At 70.3% G+C, this 15,348-nt stretch carries 14 protein-coding genes; 8 read left to right on the top strand and 6 right to left on the bottom strand.

The features are described from left to right. Positions 1-322 precede the first annotated feature (322 nt). On the bottom strand, positions 323-1,312 hold the full coding sequence (locus ACFY3V_RS02150; protein WP_362895607.1) for a beta-propeller fold lactonase family protein: 990 nt from the start codon (positions 1,310-1,312) through the stop codon (positions 323-325). A gap of 155 nt (positions 1,313-1,467) precedes the next feature. On the opposite strand from ACFY3V_RS02150, the gene ACFY3V_RS02155 reads away from it, so the two are divergent. Then, a complete protein-coding gene (locus tag ACFY3V_RS02155; RefSeq protein WP_389769091.1) occupies positions 1,468-2,379 on the top strand; it encodes a GNAT family N-acetyltransferase in 912 nt (303 codons plus the stop codon). 99 nt (positions 2,380-2,478) lie between these two features. On the opposite strand, the gene ACFY3V_RS02160 is transcribed toward ACFY3V_RS02155, so the two are convergent. Continuing rightward, positions 2,479-4,671, bottom strand: coding sequence for an MMPL family transporter (locus tag ACFY3V_RS02160; protein ID WP_389769094.1), 2,193 nt, complete (start codon positions 4,669-4,671; stop codon positions 2,479-2,481). Between the two features lie 90 nt (positions 4,672-4,761). On the opposite strand from ACFY3V_RS02160, the gene ACFY3V_RS02165 reads away from it, so the two are divergent. The 4 genes from ACFY3V_RS02165 (at position 4,762) to ACFY3V_RS02180 (ending at position 11,534) form a co-directional block, all read left to right on the top strand. After that, positions 4,762-5,511, top strand: a complete 750-nt coding sequence (locus ACFY3V_RS02165) for a TetR/AcrR family transcriptional regulator (RefSeq protein ID WP_362895613.1) — start codon at positions 4,762-4,764, stop codon at positions 5,509-5,511. Between the two features lie 64 nt (positions 5,512-5,575). After that, positions 5,576-5,770 (top strand): hypothetical protein, encoded by a 195-nt coding sequence (locus ACFY3V_RS02170; RefSeq protein ID WP_389769097.1) that lies wholly within the window; start codon positions 5,576-5,578, stop codon positions 5,768-5,770. Between the two features lie 189 nt (positions 5,771-5,959). Next, positions 5,960-9,313, top strand: coding sequence for a P-loop NTPase fold protein (locus ACFY3V_RS02175; RefSeq protein ID WP_389769100.1), 3,354 nt, complete (start codon positions 5,960-5,962; stop codon positions 9,311-9,313). 253 nt (positions 9,314-9,566) lie between these two features. Then, on the top strand, positions 9,567-11,534 hold the full coding sequence (locus ACFY3V_RS02180) for a serine hydrolase (RefSeq protein ID WP_389769103.1): 1,968 nt from the start codon (positions 9,567-9,569) through the stop codon (positions 11,532-11,534). 117 nt (positions 11,535-11,651) lie between these two features. On the opposite strand, the gene ACFY3V_RS02185 is transcribed toward ACFY3V_RS02180, so the two are convergent. From ACFY3V_RS02185 to ACFY3V_RS02200, 4 genes are all read right to left on the bottom strand, one after another. Beyond that, positions 11,652-12,068 carry a nuclear transport factor 2 family protein gene (locus ACFY3V_RS02185; RefSeq protein WP_362895627.1) on the bottom strand — a complete coding sequence of 139 codons (417 nt, stop codon included), beginning with the start codon at positions 12,066-12,068 and terminating at the stop codon, positions 11,652-11,654. 161 nt (positions 12,069-12,229) lie between these two features. After that, a complete protein-coding gene (locus tag ACFY3V_RS02190) occupies positions 12,230-12,457 on the bottom strand; it encodes a DUF397 domain-containing protein (RefSeq protein ID WP_362895629.1) in 228 nt (75 codons plus the stop codon). After that, entirely contained in the window at positions 12,457-12,699 is a 243-nt protein-coding gene (locus ACFY3V_RS02195) for a DUF397 domain-containing protein (RefSeq protein WP_362895631.1), read from the bottom strand. Before ACFY3V_RS02195 ends, ACFY3V_RS02190 begins: the two co-directional genes overlap by 1 nt. Beyond that, entirely contained in the window at positions 12,696-13,571 is an 876-nt protein-coding gene (locus ACFY3V_RS02200) for a helix-turn-helix domain-containing protein (RefSeq protein ID WP_389769108.1), read from the bottom strand. The genes ACFY3V_RS02195 and ACFY3V_RS02200 overlap by 4 nt, the downstream gene beginning before the upstream one ends. A gap of 220 nt (positions 13,572-13,791) precedes the next feature. On the opposite strand from ACFY3V_RS02200, the gene ACFY3V_RS02205 reads away from it, so the two are divergent. The 3 genes from ACFY3V_RS02205 (at position 13,792) to ACFY3V_RS02215 (ending at position 15,284) form a co-directional block, all read left to right on the top strand. Further along, on the top strand, positions 13,792-14,124 hold the full coding sequence (locus tag ACFY3V_RS02205) for a hypothetical protein (RefSeq protein WP_362895635.1): 333 nt from the start codon (positions 13,792-13,794) through the stop codon (positions 14,122-14,124). 8 nt (positions 14,125-14,132) lie between these two features. Beyond that, on the top strand, positions 14,133-14,267 hold the full coding sequence (locus tag ACFY3V_RS02210) for a hypothetical protein (protein ID WP_362895637.1): 135 nt from the start codon (positions 14,133-14,135) through the stop codon (positions 14,265-14,267). 198 nt (positions 14,268-14,465) lie between these two features. After that, positions 14,466-15,284 (top strand): HPP family protein, encoded by an 819-nt coding sequence (locus ACFY3V_RS02215; protein WP_389769112.1) that lies wholly within the window; start codon positions 14,466-14,468, stop codon positions 15,282-15,284. Positions 15,285-15,348 lie beyond the last annotated feature (64 nt).

Genomic DNA, 15,348 nt, shown 5'->3' on the forward strand with positions numbered 1-15,348 from the left:
GAGTGTCGGTTCAAGATGGCCAGACTAGGTGGCTTGGTCGTCCGGCAACGGATTTTCGCCACCGACGCAACGCATTCTGCCCGCAGATGCCCCAGTGGTCTAGACCAAGTGTAGTAGGCCTCACATGTCGTTTCTCACGATCGACGGTGGAGCGTCCGGGCCGCGCGGCGGCGCCCGTCTCCTCCCGCGTCCTGCCCGGCGCGCACGTCGGAGGCTCACCGGACGCCTCGGGAAAGCCTCCGGTGAGCACCTTCACGACGAGGGCGGCGGGGCCCTGCGGGAGCGGCCCCGTGACAGCGACACGGCGTCCTATGACACGACCCTATGACAGGGGCAGTACGCAGGAGGGGGTGCCGACGGCGAAGACCTCTTCCGCGGGCTGCGGGAGGCCGGACTTGAGCGGGAGCACGGCGACACCGTTCGAGCGCTGGTTGGCCACGTACATGTGACCGTCGGCGATGGCGAAGTGCCGCGGCCAGACACCACCGCAGGGAACCTCGGCCACCCGCTCCAGTTCGGGGCCGGAGAAGACCGAGATCGTGTCGGGCCCACGGTTGGCGACGTAGACGAGGCCGCCGGAGACCTCCAGGTGCGAGGGCTGGTTGCGCCCCTCGCTCCCACTGGCCGCGACGACCGTGATCTCGCGCCACTGCCCGCCCGAGGGACCGGAGGCGTCGGCGGGACCGGCGCCGTCGGAGGCCTCGTAGACGCGCACGGTGCCGTCCAGCTCGCCCGCCACGTACCAGTGGCCGTCCGACCAGGCCATGTGCCGGGGCCCCATGCCGGACGCGAGCCGCACCGGCCCCGCGGGGTGCGGGACCACCTCGTCCCCGACCAGGTAGCGGCGGATCTCGTCGGAGCCCAGGTCGCTCACGTGCAGCACCCCGTCGGGACCGAAGACCGCCTGGTGGGCGTGGGCGCCCTCACGGTAGGGGAAGATCCACACGTCGGTCAGGAGGCCGGATCCGTCGATACCGTGCACGCTGACCGTGCCGTCGCCGTAATTGGTCACCGCCAGACGCGTGCCCGTGGGGTCCACCGCGAGGTGGCAGGGGGCCGATCCCTCGCTGGGCCGCTGCGCGAGCGGGCTCAGCGTGCCGTCCTCGGCTCGGGCGAAGACGCCGACGGTGCCGCGCTCGCTCTCTCCCACCGCGTACAGGATCGGGAGGGCGGGGTGGACGGCGAGGAAGGAGGGGCCGGAAGCCGTCGTCTCCCCGAGCCGCGCGAGGCTCCCCAGCTCGACCAGGGTGATCCCCGGCCCGGACCCGTCGGTGTCGGGGGTGTACCCACCGATGTACGCGACCTCAGCCATCATGCTCCCGTCATGGGCACGGCACGCGCCGCCCCCAGAATCATCATCTGTTCTCGGCCAAAATGCGAAGTTAGCGCAGTAAACGGCCGATCTCACATCGGCCCGTGCCGATTAATTCATTGACTGCGTCAATAAATCGGTTGATGCTGTCAAGCATGGAAAGACACGTGGCGGACGTCCGCGCCTTCAACCGCTTCTACACCGGGCACATCGGCCTGCTCCACCAGGGGATCCTCGACAGCTCCTACTCGCTCACCGAGGTGAGGGTGCTGTTCGAGCTGGACCGGGCGGGCCGGATGGAGGCGAGCGAGCTGCGGCGGCTGCTCGGCCTCGACGCCGGATACCTCAGCCGGATGCTCGGCAGGTTCGAGGGCGAAGGGCTCGTGGTGCGCGAGCGGTCCGCCGCCGACGCGCGGCGGCAGGTGGTCGAGCTGACCGGCGAGGGCAGGACGAGGTTCGCGGGCTTCGACGAGCGCGCGGCGGCGGAGGTGCGCGAACTGCTCGCCGGGCTGACCGAGGAGGACCGCGGACGGCTGGTCGCGAGCATGGCGACGATCGAGGAGATCCTCGGCCGCGCGCCGAAGCCGGATCGGCCGTACGTCATCCGCCCGCCACGTCCCGGCGACCTCGGCTGGGTGGTCTACCGCCACGGCGCGCTCTACAGCCAGGAGCAGGGCTGGGGGATGGACTTCGAGGCGCTGGTGGCCGGGGTCGTGGCCGAATACGTGAACGACCACGACCCCCGGCGCGAGGCGGGCTGGATCGCCGAGGTGGACGGCGAGCGCGCCGGGTGCGTCTTCTGCGTACGCAGGGACGACGAGACGGCGCAGCTGCGGATGCTGCTCGTCGAGCCGTCCGCGCGCGGAATGGGGATCGGCACCCACCTGGTGGACGAGTGCATGCGCTTCGCCAGGGCCGCCGGATACCGGCGGATGATGCTGTGGACCAGGGACGTGCTGCTGGGCGCGAGGCGCATCTACCGGGCGGCGGGCTTCGAGGTGGTCGAGAAGGAGCGGAACGAGGGCGGCGAAGACTTCGTCGAGGAGATCTGGGCCCGCGACCTCTGACCCCACCCCCTTCGCGGCGGAGCGGGAGCGCCGAATCCACCACGACGGCGCGTCTCCCCGCCGGACGTGCCCGCCCTCCGTCCGGCGGGCGGGCGAGGTTCAGCCGGACAGGCCGATACGGGCGTGGAGGCGGCGCAGGGGGCCCGGGGCCCACCAGTTGGCCTCACCGGCCAGGCGCATCGTGGCGGGAACCAGGATCGCGCGGATCACCGTCGCGTCCACGAGGATCGCCACCGCCATCCCCACGCCCAGCATCTGCACGAAGACCACCTCCGCGGTGCCGTAGGCCGCGAACGACACCGCCAGGATCCCGCCCGCCGCCGTGATGAGGGGGGCACCGCGCTGGAGCCCGGTCACCACGGCCCCCGAGGTGTCGCCGGTCAGGTCGTACTCCTCCTTGATCCGTGACAGCAGGAAGACCTCGTAGTCCATCGAGAGCCCGTACGCGACGCAGAACATCAGGATCGGGATGCTCGGGTCGAGGGTCCCCGTGGGGGTGAAGCCCAGCCAGCCCGACAGGTTGCCGTCCTGGTAGATCCAGACCAGGGCGCCGAACATGACCGAGAGGCTGAGCAGGTTGAGCACCGTCGCCTTGAACGGGATCAGCACACTGCCCGTCATCACGAACAGCACCGCGAAGGTGATCGCCAAAACCAGTCCGAGCAGCGGCGGCAGCCGCTCGATCACGGCCTGCCGGTAGTCGGCCAGCTCGGCCGGGTAGCCGCCGACCAGCACCTCGAACGGCGCCTTCAGCGCCCTGACGTCGTGGACCAGCCGAACGGGGTCGTCCTCCATCAGCTCTGCGGAGGGGACCACCGACAGCCAGGTGCCCCCGGCTCCCGCGAACCTCGACGGGTCTCCGGCCGAGATCCGGGTGCCCTTCGCGTACGACCCGGCGGCGGAGTCGACCTGGGCGACGCCCGGGAGGCGGGAGAGCGCGGCGGCGTAACCGGGTACGGCCTCGGGGGGCGCTCCGGCCGCGCCCACGGAGACGACCTGGAGGGCGTCGGTCTCCTCGGCGGGGAACTCCGCGCGGATCACGTCCGAGGTCTGCCTGGCGGGCGCGGACACGGGCAGGACACGGTCGTCGGCGACGCCGAAGCGCAGGCCGAGGAAGGGTGAGCCGAGCAGCAGGAGCACTGCGGCCGCGACCCCGCCGTAGACGACCGGCCTGCGCATGACGCGGGCCGCCAGGCCGCGCCAGAGGGTTCCTCCCGCCGCCCCGGGCCGGCGCGACAGCACCCGGTCGCCGACGGCGGCGAGCATCGCGGGCAGCACGACCACGGCGCCGACCACTCCCCCGGCGACGACCGCGATCCCGGCATAGGCGAAGGAGCGGAAGAAGTCGAAGGGCATGAACAGGAGCACGCTCAGCGAGGCGGCGACCGTCACCCCACTGAAGATCACCGTACGGCCGGCCCGCTCGACGGCGTGGGCGACCGCCTCGTGCCTGTCCCTGCCCAGCCCCACCTCCTCCCGGAAACGGGCGATCATGAACAGTGAGTAGTCAACGCCCAGGCCGAGTCCCATGGCCAGGGTGAGATTCAGCGCGAACGTCGACACGTCCGCGTACAGGAGCGGTATCCGCAGCAGCGCCAGCCCGATCACCATGGCCAGCGCGCCGAGCACGACCGGTAGCACCGCGGCGAGGACGCGCCGCAGGTGGACCCAGAGCAGTACGAGCACGATGGGGACGACGACCAGCTCGGCACGGACGAAGTCCTGCCTGGCCAGGGGAACGGCCTGACGGAAGACCTCCTCGCCGCCGCCCGCCCTGACGGTGGTCGCGGCGTCGCCGCGCAGGACCTCGGGAATGATCTTTGGCAGGATCTCGGAGCGGACCCGATCGGCGTCGCCGGGGATGCGGGCGACCACGAGCGCGTGCCTGCCGTCCTCGCTGCGCAGCGTGGCGGGGTTGCCCCGCGACCAGTAGGACGCCGTCTCGGCCACGCCCTCGAAAGCCGCCAACCGGGTGGTGAGCGCCCGTCCGGAGGCGGCGACGGCGGGGGTGTCGACGGTCCCGTTCCTGGCGGTGACCAGGAGGACCAGGTCGGCGCTCCCTGTGCCGAACCTCCCGGCCAGTTCCGCCTGCGCCCGGTCGGACTCCGAGCCGGGCGCCTCGTACCTGGCCAGGGAGAGCGCGGACACCGCACCCGAGGCCAGCGCTCCCAGCACGACGGCGCCGAGTAGGGCGAGGACCATCACCAGGCGGCGTCGCCGCACGAGGAAGCGGCCGAGCCGTCTCAGCGGCGGCCCGGGAGGCGCCGCGACCGGACGCGGATCAGTCTTCATGATCATCCCCGAAATTCGGTAAACTGCTCGTGTTTTAGGGTTCGAGACAGAAATACAAGTAAATGCTCGTATTTGTCAACGGGATGACGCATGCCTGAGAAACGTCCGGCGACCGGACAGCCGGCGGACGACCGGCCCACGACCACGCGACGGACCGCCCGGCACGCCACCGACCAAGCCGCCGACGACCAGGCCGGCGACAGCCGGGCCGCGACCGCGCGGCGGCCGGTCAGACGGCAGGCGCGCGGCCTCAGGCGGATGGAGGAGATCCTCGACGCCGCCGAGGATGTGATCGCCGAGGTCGGCTACGCCGACATGACCACGAACGCGGTGGCCGAGCGGGCGGGCATGTCCCCGGGCTCGCTTTACCAGTTCTTCCGCAACAAGGAGGAGATCCTGGACGGCCTGCTCAGCCGCTTCACCGATGGGCGGAGCGCGCACTGGGAGGCCAGGCTCTCCGGCGACGCCATACGGATGCCCGCGGCCGACCTGATCGACCAGGTGGTCGACGAGATCGTCGCCTACAAGGCCTCCCGCCCGGCCTACTGGGCCCTGCTGCACGGCTCCGCCACCGGCGACCGGCTGGCGGCGGCGTCCGAGCGGCTCCACCGGGACATCGCCCGGCGCATCGCCGAAGCCCTCTCCGTACGCGCACCCCGCCTCGGCGAGGAGCGGCGCCTGCTGATCGCCACGATGATGCTGGCCACCATCAGGGCGGTGCTCCCGCTGGTCGCGGCCGGACCGCCGGAACGCGCGGCGGAACTGACCGCCGAACTCAAGACCCTGCTCACGGGCTACCTGTCGGCCTCCACGGACTCCGGCCGGGAACCGGGCACCTGAATCAGAGGAGGTCCGCGAGCTGTGGCGGCGGGCGGGCACGACGGCGGTGTTCATCACCCACAGCGTGGACGAGGCCATCTACCTCGGCACCCGCGTGCTCGCGCTGAGCGGCAGGCCGGGCCGGGTGGTCCTCGACCGCCCCTCGAACCTGCCCTACGGCGACCACCCTCGCACCGACCCGCTCTTCGCGGGGTTGCGCGAGGAGCTGACGGAGGTCGTCAGGCAGGCCGCGTCGCTCAGCGGCGGAAACGGCCGGTGACTTCGTAGGTGACGCCGTCGGAGAGGTTATCGGCCGCCCCCAACGACGGCGAGGCTCCCTCCCACCGCAAACTTTGCGGAAACCGCGGAGCAAACATCCGTCAAAACAGGTCGACCTATCGCCAAGATCGCCATCTGCCCCGCCCGACGCGTCCACAGTTAGATGACCGCCGTCAGATCGGGAGGACCGTTGAGCGAGGGACTCGCGTTCGCGAATCCAGTCTTCGAGACCACGCCCCACGTGGGCACCCGCCGAGCTCTCGTCTTCCTCGACTCCTCTCCCGCCTCGCCCTCGCCACCGTCCGCCCCCATGTCCCCGGTTCCGTCCCCGTCCTCACTTGCGCCGGACTCGGGCGTGGGCACGGGCACCCCCGTCGCCGGACCGCACACCGCCCTGCCGGGAACGCTCCAGGAGACGCGACCTGACGCGCGGCTGGCGAGCGCCCTGCGCGCCGAGGGGTTCACCGTCGAGGCCGAGGTCAGCGAGGGGGCGGGCCCGGACGGCGAACGCGTGTGGAACCTGCTGCGCTCGGCGCGGGAGGGCGACCTGCTGGTGATCCGACTGCCCGCCGACGGCGGCTGGACCTCCGGACAGCTCGGATCGATGATCGGCGCGTTCGGGCGGCAGGTCGGCGAGTCGCTCGCCGCCGCCGTACTGATGATCGTCGACTTCGGCTGGAGCGCGCTGAGCGGCTCCGCGGAACCGGTCAGGCAGCTCGCCGTGGCCGGGGAGCCGAGGGTCGCCGCGGCCGCGCTCACCCTCACGCTGAGGTTCGACGAGACGGTGCCGGGACCGGCGCGCACGCTGACCGACGTCATCGCGGAGGGCCTGCTGACACGGGCCGCCGACCTCGACGGGGACGGGACGATCAGCGTCGGGGACCTGCACGCCTACGCGCTCGCCCGCTACGCCGCGGCCTCCGCCGCCCGCACCCCCATCCTGATCTCGTACGGGGCCGTCACGGGGGTCGCCCTCACCCCGGCGAGGGACACCGCCGCCGTACCGCACGCCGCCTTCGCCCACGTCCTGGCGCGGCTCGGTGACCACGCCCCGCCCGCCTGCGGAGTCGAGATCGTACGGCGGGTCTACGAGCTGCACCTGAGTGAGGCCGCCAGGGAGCTGCTGCGCAGGGCCGCCCTCCTCGACGAGGACGAGCCGATCGACGAGATCCTCGGCGACGCCGCCGAGCTGCGGCAGTGGGGCCTGCTGGGCGAGACGACCACGTTCGTCCACCCCGACGTCCGGGTCTTCGGCCACTCGCGGCTGTCGGCGGCCGAGCGGGCGCAGACCTCGGCACTGCTGCGCCGTCGCAGGGCCGGGCTGCGGACGGTACGGCCCAGGGCGAGGCTCACCGCCGACCGGTGGACCACCGAGGACCAGCTCGGACACCGTGTCTACGCCGAGGCGATCGCCGCGTTCGTCCGCCACCCGGAGACCAGGCCCCCGCTCACGATCGGCGTCAAGGGACCATGGGGGGCGGGCAAGACCTCCCTGATGCGGATGATCCAGGACCTTCTGGACCCCGGGGCCGCCGGGGACGCCCCCGCCCCGATCCACCTGCCCGGCTCCCGCGCGGAACGGGCGCTGACCAACGCCGAGGTGCTGGCCAGGACCGGACGGCGCCCCCGGGAGAACGCCGGGCGGGCCGAGCCGGGCCCGCTCCCGCTACGGCCGGCGGACTGGCGGCCCACGGTCTGGTTCAACCCGTGGATGTACCAGAACGGCGAGCAGGTCTGGGCCGGACTGGCCCACGAGATCATCAGCCAGGTCACCCGGCGGCTGCCCCGCGCCGAGCGGGAACGGTTCTGGCTGGAGCTGAACCTGTCCAGGATCGACCGGGAGGCGGTTCGCAGCCGCGCCTACCACCTCGCGCTCACCCGCCTGGCCCCGGTGGCCCTCGGCCTGGTCGCCACCGTCGTCCTCACCGGGGCGCTCCTCGCCGCCGCCACGCTGCTGCCCGCGCTCGGCACCTTCCTGGGGAACACCGCGGCGGCCGTCGGATCCGCCGGATCCGCGGTGGTGGTCGGGGCGGGCGCGCTACGGCTGGCGCGGTTCTTCGGGGAGTCGGCGGACAACGCGTTCCGCGGCCTGGTCACGCAGCCCGACCTGCTCGGCCCCGGAGCGGCGGAAGGACTCGTCAACGAGGCCACGGCCGGCCCCGGGTACCGGTCGAGGACCGGTTTCCTGCACCTGGTGCAGACCGACATGCGCCAGGTCCTCGACCTGGTCGCCACCGGGGAGCGCCCGCTGGTGGTGTTCGTGGACGACCTGGACCGCTGCTCGTCCGCCACGGTGGCGCAGGTCATCGAGGCGATCAACCTGTTCCTCGCCGGCGAGTTCCCCAACTGCGTGTTCGTCCTGGCGATGGAGCCCGAGGTGGTCGCCGCGCACGTCGAGGCGGCCTACCCGGAACTGGCCGGGACGCTGCCGGGCGCCGGGCGGTCCGGCCTGGGCTGGCGGTTCCTGGAGAAGATCGTGCAGCTCCCGCTGAGCGTGCCGCTGCTGGACGACGCCGACCGGCTGCCCGCCTTCGTACGCGCCCTGCTGGGCGTGCCCGACCTGGCGCGGCCCGCGACCGACGTGGTCGCGAGCGTCCCCACAGGCAGTGTCTCCACGCTCGGCATCTCCCCGGGAGACGTTTCCACGAGCATGGAGACCACGCGACCCCAGGCCCCGGAGACCACATGGACACCGAATCCGGCCGGACCGCGTCCGGCGGGTCCCCCAGCCGCCCTGGAACGGCTCGACCCGCCACCGGATCCGGCCGGACCGCGTTCGCGCGGTCCCCTGCCTCCCGCACGGCCCTCCCCGCTCGGCGCGGTCACACCGGGCTGTCCCGGCACCACCGCGCCACCGGGAGCGGCCGTGTCGGGACAGCGGGCGGAACCACGAAGACCAGGACCGCGAACGCCGACGGAGACACCGGAACCCGGATCACAGGCGGCGGAACCGCCCGATCCGGTCCAGGTGAGCCGGTTGCAGGACGCCATCTGGGCGCTGCGCCCGACCACGACGACCCTTGACGAGGCGGCGCGCCTGGCGCAGGACGCCCTGGGCATCCAGTGCTCCGACGCCGTCGGCGGTCTCTGCGCGGCGACCCGCGAGGCCGCCGACCGGGTCTTCGACGACCTCTACAGCGACGAGAACGCCTACCGGGCGATCGAGTTCGTGCTCCCGGCCCTGACGTTCTTCAACCCGCGCGAGATCAAGCGGTACGTGAACGTCTTCCGCTTCTACTCGTTCCTCACCTACCGCCGCGCCCTCGCCGGGGCGGCCCCCGCCTCGGACGGCGAGGTCGCCAAGCTCGCGGCGCTCGCCGTCCAGTGGCCGCACCTGCTCACACTGCTGGCGATGGAGACGGGCGGGGAGAGCGTGCTGCGACGGCTTGAGGACGCCGCGAACGACGACGCGGGCTGGGAGCGGGCCGTCCGCGACACCGGCCTCGTCGCCCACCACACCTCCGGCGGCACCCACCTGGACACCCTGCGCGACCTGCTCTCCCGCCCCCACCCCATCGCCGACCTCGCCCGCTATCTCCTCTGATGCACGCGTCCTTCCGGCTCCGACCAATGGAGACGGAAATGAGTAGGGGTGTACTCATCTGCCGGACGACGCGGGTTCGCACACTCGAGACGGCGGCTCCGCCCGGCTCGTCGGCGACGGCGCGCGCTCGAAGGCCGCGGGAAACGATCGCCGGTACGGCTCACGTCTCGCGGATTCCGATGATTCGGATCATCGAACATTCAGAACATCCGGCTATCCGGCCGGGCACGGCAGCCCAGGACAGGAGTTCGACGTGCGGGATTCATCGGTGCCGTTCAGCCGTCGCGGCGCGCTCCTGGCGGGACTCGGGCTGGCCGCGTTCCTCGGCCTCGAACGATCGGGGGTCGCCTCGGCGGCCCGCGTCGCGGAAAGCGTGGAAAGGCTCCGTACCGGGACGGCGACGTCGGCGGGGACGTTCCCGTGGGTGGCCCGCCACGGCCTGAACTCGGAGGAGTACCAGGCCGAGTTCGACCGCCTGGCCAAGGAGGGGTACCGCCTGATCCAGGTGGACGGCTACCAGATGGGTGACCGGGCGGGATACGCGGCCATCTGGGAGAACGCGCCGGGGCCGCCGCAGTTCGCCCGCCACGGCCTGACCGAGCCGGAGTATCGGGCCGAATACCAGCGGCTGGAGAAGGAGGGCTATCGCCTGCTCCACGTCGCCGGATACGAGGTCGCCGGGAAGGTGTACTTCGCGGCGATCTGGGAGCTCACCGGCGGGCCGCACCTGGTCACCCAGCACGACATGCCTTCTGAGCGGTACCAGGCCGAGTTCGACCGGCTGCTCAAGGAGGGATACCGGCTGATCCACGTGGACGGGTACGGCCTCGGAGGAAAGTCACACTTCGCGGCGATCTGGGAGAAGGTCTGGGGAGCCCGGGGACCCGACTGGGAGGCCCGCCACAACCTGACAGGGGCGCAGTACCAGGCCGAGTTCGACGAGCTGACGAAGAAGGGATACCGCCCCTTCCACGTCAGCGGTTACACCGTCGGCGGCACCGACCTGTACACGGCGATCTGGGTGCGGGGTGCGGGCCCTGCCTGGTCGGCCCGCCACGGCGTGGCGGGGGCGGACTACCAGGAGGTCTTCGAGGAGCACCGGCGAGACGGCTACCGGCCCGCCCGGGTCAGCGGCTACGGTTCCGGTTCGGAGCGGTTCGCGGGGATCTGGCTGAGCGACAAGATCGTGGACGGCAACTTCGCCGCCGTCCACGCGGTCGTCGACCGCCACATGAGGGCCTCCGGAGTGACCGGCGTGTCACTCGCGATCGCCCGGCGCGGCGCGCTCGTCTTCGCCCGAGGGTACGGGCTGGCGAACCGGGAGACCGGCGAGCAGCTCACCGAACGGCACCTGATGCGCATCGCCAGCGTCTCCAAGCCGATCACCGCGGTCACGGTCATGCGGCTCGTCGAAGCCGGTCGGCTCACGCTCGACCAACGCGTCCTCGGCGCGAGCGGCATCCTCGGCACCCGGTACGGCAGCAGGCCCTACGCTGCGGAACTTCGGGCGATCACGGTCAGGCACCTGCTCCAGCACACCGCGGGGGGCTGGACCAACGACGTCAACGACCCCATGTTCGGCAACCCGGCGATGAACCACGACCAGCTGATCGGCTGGGTGCTCGACAACCGGCCCCTCCTGCACACGCCCGGCACCACCTACCTGTACTCCAACTTCGGCTACTGCCTGCTTGGCCGGGTCATCGAACAGGTCACCGGGGAGCCCTACGCCGACGCCGTACACCGGATCGTGCTCACGCCCAGCGGAATCACCAACATGCACCTCGCGGGGAACACCCGGGCCGAACGACGCTCCGACGAGGTGGTCTACTACGGCGCCGGCGACCCCTACGGCATCCCGGCGCGACGGATGGACTCCCACGGCGGCTGGCTCGCGTCACCCGTCGACATCGTCCGCTTCGCCCTGCGGGCCGACGGCTTTCCCACCGTCCCCGACCTGCTCCGGCCGGACACGATCGCGACGATGACCGCGCCGTCCGCGGCCGAACCGACGTACGCCTGCGGCTGGCACGTCAACGCCCTCGGCAACTGGTGGCACGACGGCCGGCTGATCCCCTACGGCACCGAGAGCATCCTCGCCCGGACGAGCAACGAGTTCTGTTGGGCGGCGCTCGCCAACGGCAACGGCATCGACCTCGACACGATGATGTGGGAGGTGTTCCAGCAGTTCGCCGCCTGGCCCTCCCACGACCTGTTCTGAGAACGGCCCCCGTCAACGAAGAAACCCAGGCCCCCTCCGGGCCTGGGCTGCCGAGAGTCCCCTGCGTACACGAGACGGCCCCCTTCACGATCACATCTTGGGCACGCTCGGGCACCTTCAGGCGCTGAGGGCCCGCGCGACCGTGAGGCTGTCCTCGTAGATGTGATAGCGGGTGATGAGCCCGTCCTCGACGGTGAGGTGCAGCGCGAACGGCGAGGTGTACGCGGCCCCGTTGTCCCGCACCGTCTGCACGATCTCCCCGAACACGACGGCGTCCGCCCCGTCGACCAGGATCCGCGTCACCGACGTGCCGTTCAGCTCGGGCACATGATGGGTCTCCAGCGACCGGAAATGGTCCGCCACCTCGGCCCGGCCTGACCGGGGACGAATCCACGGCACCGCCGGATGCCCCTCGGCGGGCCAGTTCAACTGCCAGTCGACCGGCTCGGCGAACAACTCCGCCGTACGGTCATGATCGCCCTTGACCATCCGACCCAGCAGTTCTTCCACGACGTCACGGGTTTCACCACTCATGTCGCAAGCATCCCTATTTCGAATGCCACCCGTCGATTACCGCCGAGGTAGGGCGGGCTCGCGAAGGCCGAAACCGGAGAGCGCGCCATACTCGACCGCGTCCACCACCCCGAACGGCTACACCGTCACCCGAGGCCGCGCATCATCGTGAACCGGTACGGTCAGCGGGCGGGAAAGTCGAACTCGCCGTCCTTGACACCACCGACGAACGCCTCCCACTCGGCGCGGGTGTAGACGATCACCTCGGCCTCGGGACGACGACTGTGCCGCACAGCGACACGCCCACTACCATCAGCCAACGGACCAGCCTCAACACACTGACCACCACCGTTGGCACTCCTGGCACTGACATGCCAAGCGACGTTGGCTAATTCTTCGCTGGCCGCCATTACACGTTCCCTTCTCCGGCGGAGAAGTCGAATTCACCGTCTTTGACGCCGCCGACGAACGCCTCCCACTCAGCGCGGGTGTAAACAATCACCTCAGCCCCAGGCCGACGACTGTGCCGCACAGCAACCCGCCCACTACCATCAGCCAACGGACCAGCCTCAACACACTGACCACCCGCATCAGGGCTTCTGGTGCTGATGTGCCAGGCGACACCCGCCAGTTCTTTGGGGTCGATCGTCATGTGCTTCTCCCTCTCGCTCGTCTGACACGACCGATCGCAGTCCGGATGACAGTCGCGGACTCATCCAGGTTGAGAGCAATGCTCCGGATGGAATTGTACGCTCGCGTGAAGTTCTCGGCGCCCTCTGCTTCGCTATAAACAGCGCCGCTCCGGGTTTCCACACAGGCGATGTCGGAATATGGCTCTCGCATGTCGAAGATCGAAAAAGAGCCCTCCAGGCTGGCGTGCGCCCCAGCAGTGAACGACAGAATCCGAATGGTCACATTCGGCCTGTTCATAACCTCGGCCAGATGCTCCAACTGGGCACCCATCACCTTCGAATCGCCGATCATGCGGTGCAATACAGCCTCATCAAGGATGACCTCCAGGTGCGGAGCGGGTTCGGCATCGAACACACGTTGCCGGTCTATCCGAAAGTCCACCCAGCGCTCGATCTGCTCGCCGGAAGCATCCATACCACCTGCCGCGATGACCGTCTGCGCGTAGTCCCGAGTCTGGAAGAGACCGGGAATGACCATCGCTCCGTAGAAGCGGATTCTCTCCGCCCGGGTTTCGAGCCAGGCATGATCAAACATCACGCCAAGGGGAGCTGCGGCATAACCGTCCCACCAGCCCTTGCGCCAGATATCGCGACTCAGTTCTTCCAGTCCGTCACGAATCTTATGGTCGTCGACACCGTACAGGTTGAGGAGTGCTAGCACGTCAGACACCCTCGCCGGGATAATTCCGGACTCCAGTCGACTGATGGTCGCGGCGTCACGCTGCAGGTAATCGCCTGCCTGCTTGAGCGTTATTTTTGCCGACTCACGGAAGTCTTTCAGATGCTTGCCGAGCCATTGCGCCCGCAGGGTGGGTCCTCGCCTCGCACCCATCTCCGCCTCCTTCGAGTTCACCGTGTCGCCACTTCTGGGTAAATCCGAACAAATCCGGCAAGCTCATTACGTAAGCTTGCGCAAATTCGAATTCGATGCAACGCTACCGAAGCATCGGCCGTTACGCTCGGTGTTCGCTCGAAAACGTAGAGGAATCAGGGCGGAGCGGAGCCGTACGGCAGATCTTCACCCACGTTCAGCATCGGAAGGGAGCACCGGCATGGAGCACCACCCTGGTTCCGACCAGCCATCCGCCTGCCATGGCCCGGACTTCGGCGAGCACTACCCGCGAGAGGTGGCTCTGGAGCGTGCGTACACGCTGACCGGCGATCTTCCCCGCATGTTCGCCCTGGTCCAGGACTTCGCCGAGGGCGAGGAGAGTCACCCCGAGGTGGTGGCCTACGGGCTGGCGCTGCCGGGCGGCACGGCGACGACCGTCGGCGCGAACGGCCGCGGCTTCGGCCTGTGGGCGAGCCCCCGCAGCGCCGCCCGCCGACTCCATTCCGACCTGGTCTGGTTCGGCGACGGCGGCATGCAGGAATCCACCCGGTAGATCCCGGTATGCACAGGCATCGACTCCCGGCACGGGACACCGTGCCGAGAGCCGTCCTGCACGACGCGGCCACCCACCTGGAAGCCCTCCGCGACCTCCTCTCCCCCCACCCCATCGCCGACCTGGCCCGCTATCTCCTGTGAGCCGGACAGCGGTTCGTCGTCGGCTTCGGCCTGGAGATCGCCGTCAGGGGGACGAGACGTGCGCTTCCCTCCCAGCCGCTGTAGTGCCGTATCAGCCAACGTTTGCCCGTGAGCGGGCGCTTGCGCTGACCTTCAAGTAAGGCACAAGTACCTTCTGCGACTTTTGGTGACCGATACCGAGATCGCAGGAGATTTTCCATGGGGGTTCGCAACTTCTTTCCGGCCGACCGGATGCGCAGGTGGACGACGCCGTTCCCGCCGCAGGCATCCGGACCGGAAGAGGTCCTGGCGGCCGCGCGGCTCGATCCGCGGGCCGTCGAGGACACGAAGGAGGTCTCGCCGGGAGGCAGGACGCACCTGAAGGGGCCCATCGAGGCCAGACCGGATCCGAAGACCCGGGTGGAGCCGTCGCGCACCTGGCGGACCGCCTATGTGGCGCCCCCGGTCGCCTTCGGCGGAGACGACGAGAGGACGGCATTCGTCTCGCCGGCGAGCGGGAACGACGAGACCACCGCGACGGACGCCTGGCGTGGCCTCAGGAGCCGCGCACCCGCCCGGCCGAAGACGGCGGCCATCGCCGTCTTCACCGCGGGTGCCACGATCGCCCTGCTCACCCTGGTCGCGTTCGGCACCGTGCTGGACCAGGTCTGGCTGATGCCCCCGCTCGTCGCCAGCGCCGCCCTGGTCTTCGGCGCGCCGACCCTGCCGCTGTCGCAGCCGCGAAGCGTGATCGGCGGCCAGTTCCTGGCGGCGCTCACCGGATTCGCCGTACTGGCCGTCGCCGGCTCCTCCGTCTGGGCCGCCGCCGTCGCCGGCGGCCTGGCCCTCGGGGTCACGGCCCTGACGCGTACGCCGCACTCGCCCGCCGCCGCCACCGCGACGCTCGTGGTCGCCCAGCAGCAGCCCCTGGTGCCGTTCCTGCCGATACTCGTCGCCGCGACCGTCATCCTGGTACTCGTCGGCATGCTCGTCGGACGCAGCGGGGTGACCCCGCGCTACCCCACCTACTGGTGGTGACGACCACCAGCTCCGCCGCTCGCCATGCCCGGCTCGCATTCACTGCGTCGGTGTGCGACAGACA

The organism is Streptosporangium sp. NPDC000095, assembly GCF_042899335.1.
In the GTDB taxonomy this organism is placed as follows: Bacteria; Actinomycetota; Actinomycetes; order Streptosporangiales; family Streptosporangiaceae; genus Streptosporangium.

Bases quoted from the DNA above. Each gene is read 5' to 3' on its own strand.
- ACFY3V_RS02150 (WP_362895607.1), bottom strand. From the start codon at position 1,312: ATGGCTGAGGTCGCGTACATCGGTGGGTACACCCCCGACACCGACGGG.
- ACFY3V_RS02155 (WP_389769091.1), top strand. From the start codon at position 1,468: ATGGAAAGACACGTGGCGGACGTCCGCGCCTTCAACCGCTTCTACACC.
- ACFY3V_RS02160 (WP_389769094.1), bottom strand. From the start codon at position 4,671: ATGAAGACTGATCCGCGTCCGGTCGCGGCGCCTCCCGGGCCGCCGCTG.
- ACFY3V_RS02165 (WP_362895613.1), top strand. From the start codon at position 4,762: ATGCCTGAGAAACGTCCGGCGACCGGACAGCCGGCGGACGACCGGCCC.
- ACFY3V_RS02185 (WP_362895627.1), bottom strand. From the start codon at position 12,068: ATGAGTGGTGAAACCCGTGACGTCGTGGAAGAACTGCTGGGTCGGATG.
- ACFY3V_RS02190 (WP_362895629.1), bottom strand. From the start codon at position 12,457: ATGGCGGCCAGCGAAGAATTAGCCAACGTCGCTTGGCATGTCAGTGCC.
- ACFY3V_RS02195 (WP_362895631.1), bottom strand. From the start codon at position 12,699: ATGACGATCGACCCCAAAGAACTGGCGGGTGTCGCCTGGCACATCAGC.
- ACFY3V_RS02200 (WP_389769108.1), bottom strand. From the start codon at position 13,571: ATGGGTGCGAGGCGAGGACCCACCCTGCGGGCGCAATGGCTCGGCAAG.
- ACFY3V_RS02205 (WP_362895635.1), top strand. From the start codon at position 13,792: ATGGAGCACCACCCTGGTTCCGACCAGCCATCCGCCTGCCATGGCCCG.
- ACFY3V_RS02210 (WP_362895637.1), top strand. From the start codon at position 14,133: ATGCACAGGCATCGACTCCCGGCACGGGACACCGTGCCGAGAGCCGTC.
- ACFY3V_RS02215 (WP_389769112.1), top strand. From the start codon at position 14,466: ATGGGGGTTCGCAACTTCTTTCCGGCCGACCGGATGCGCAGGTGGACG.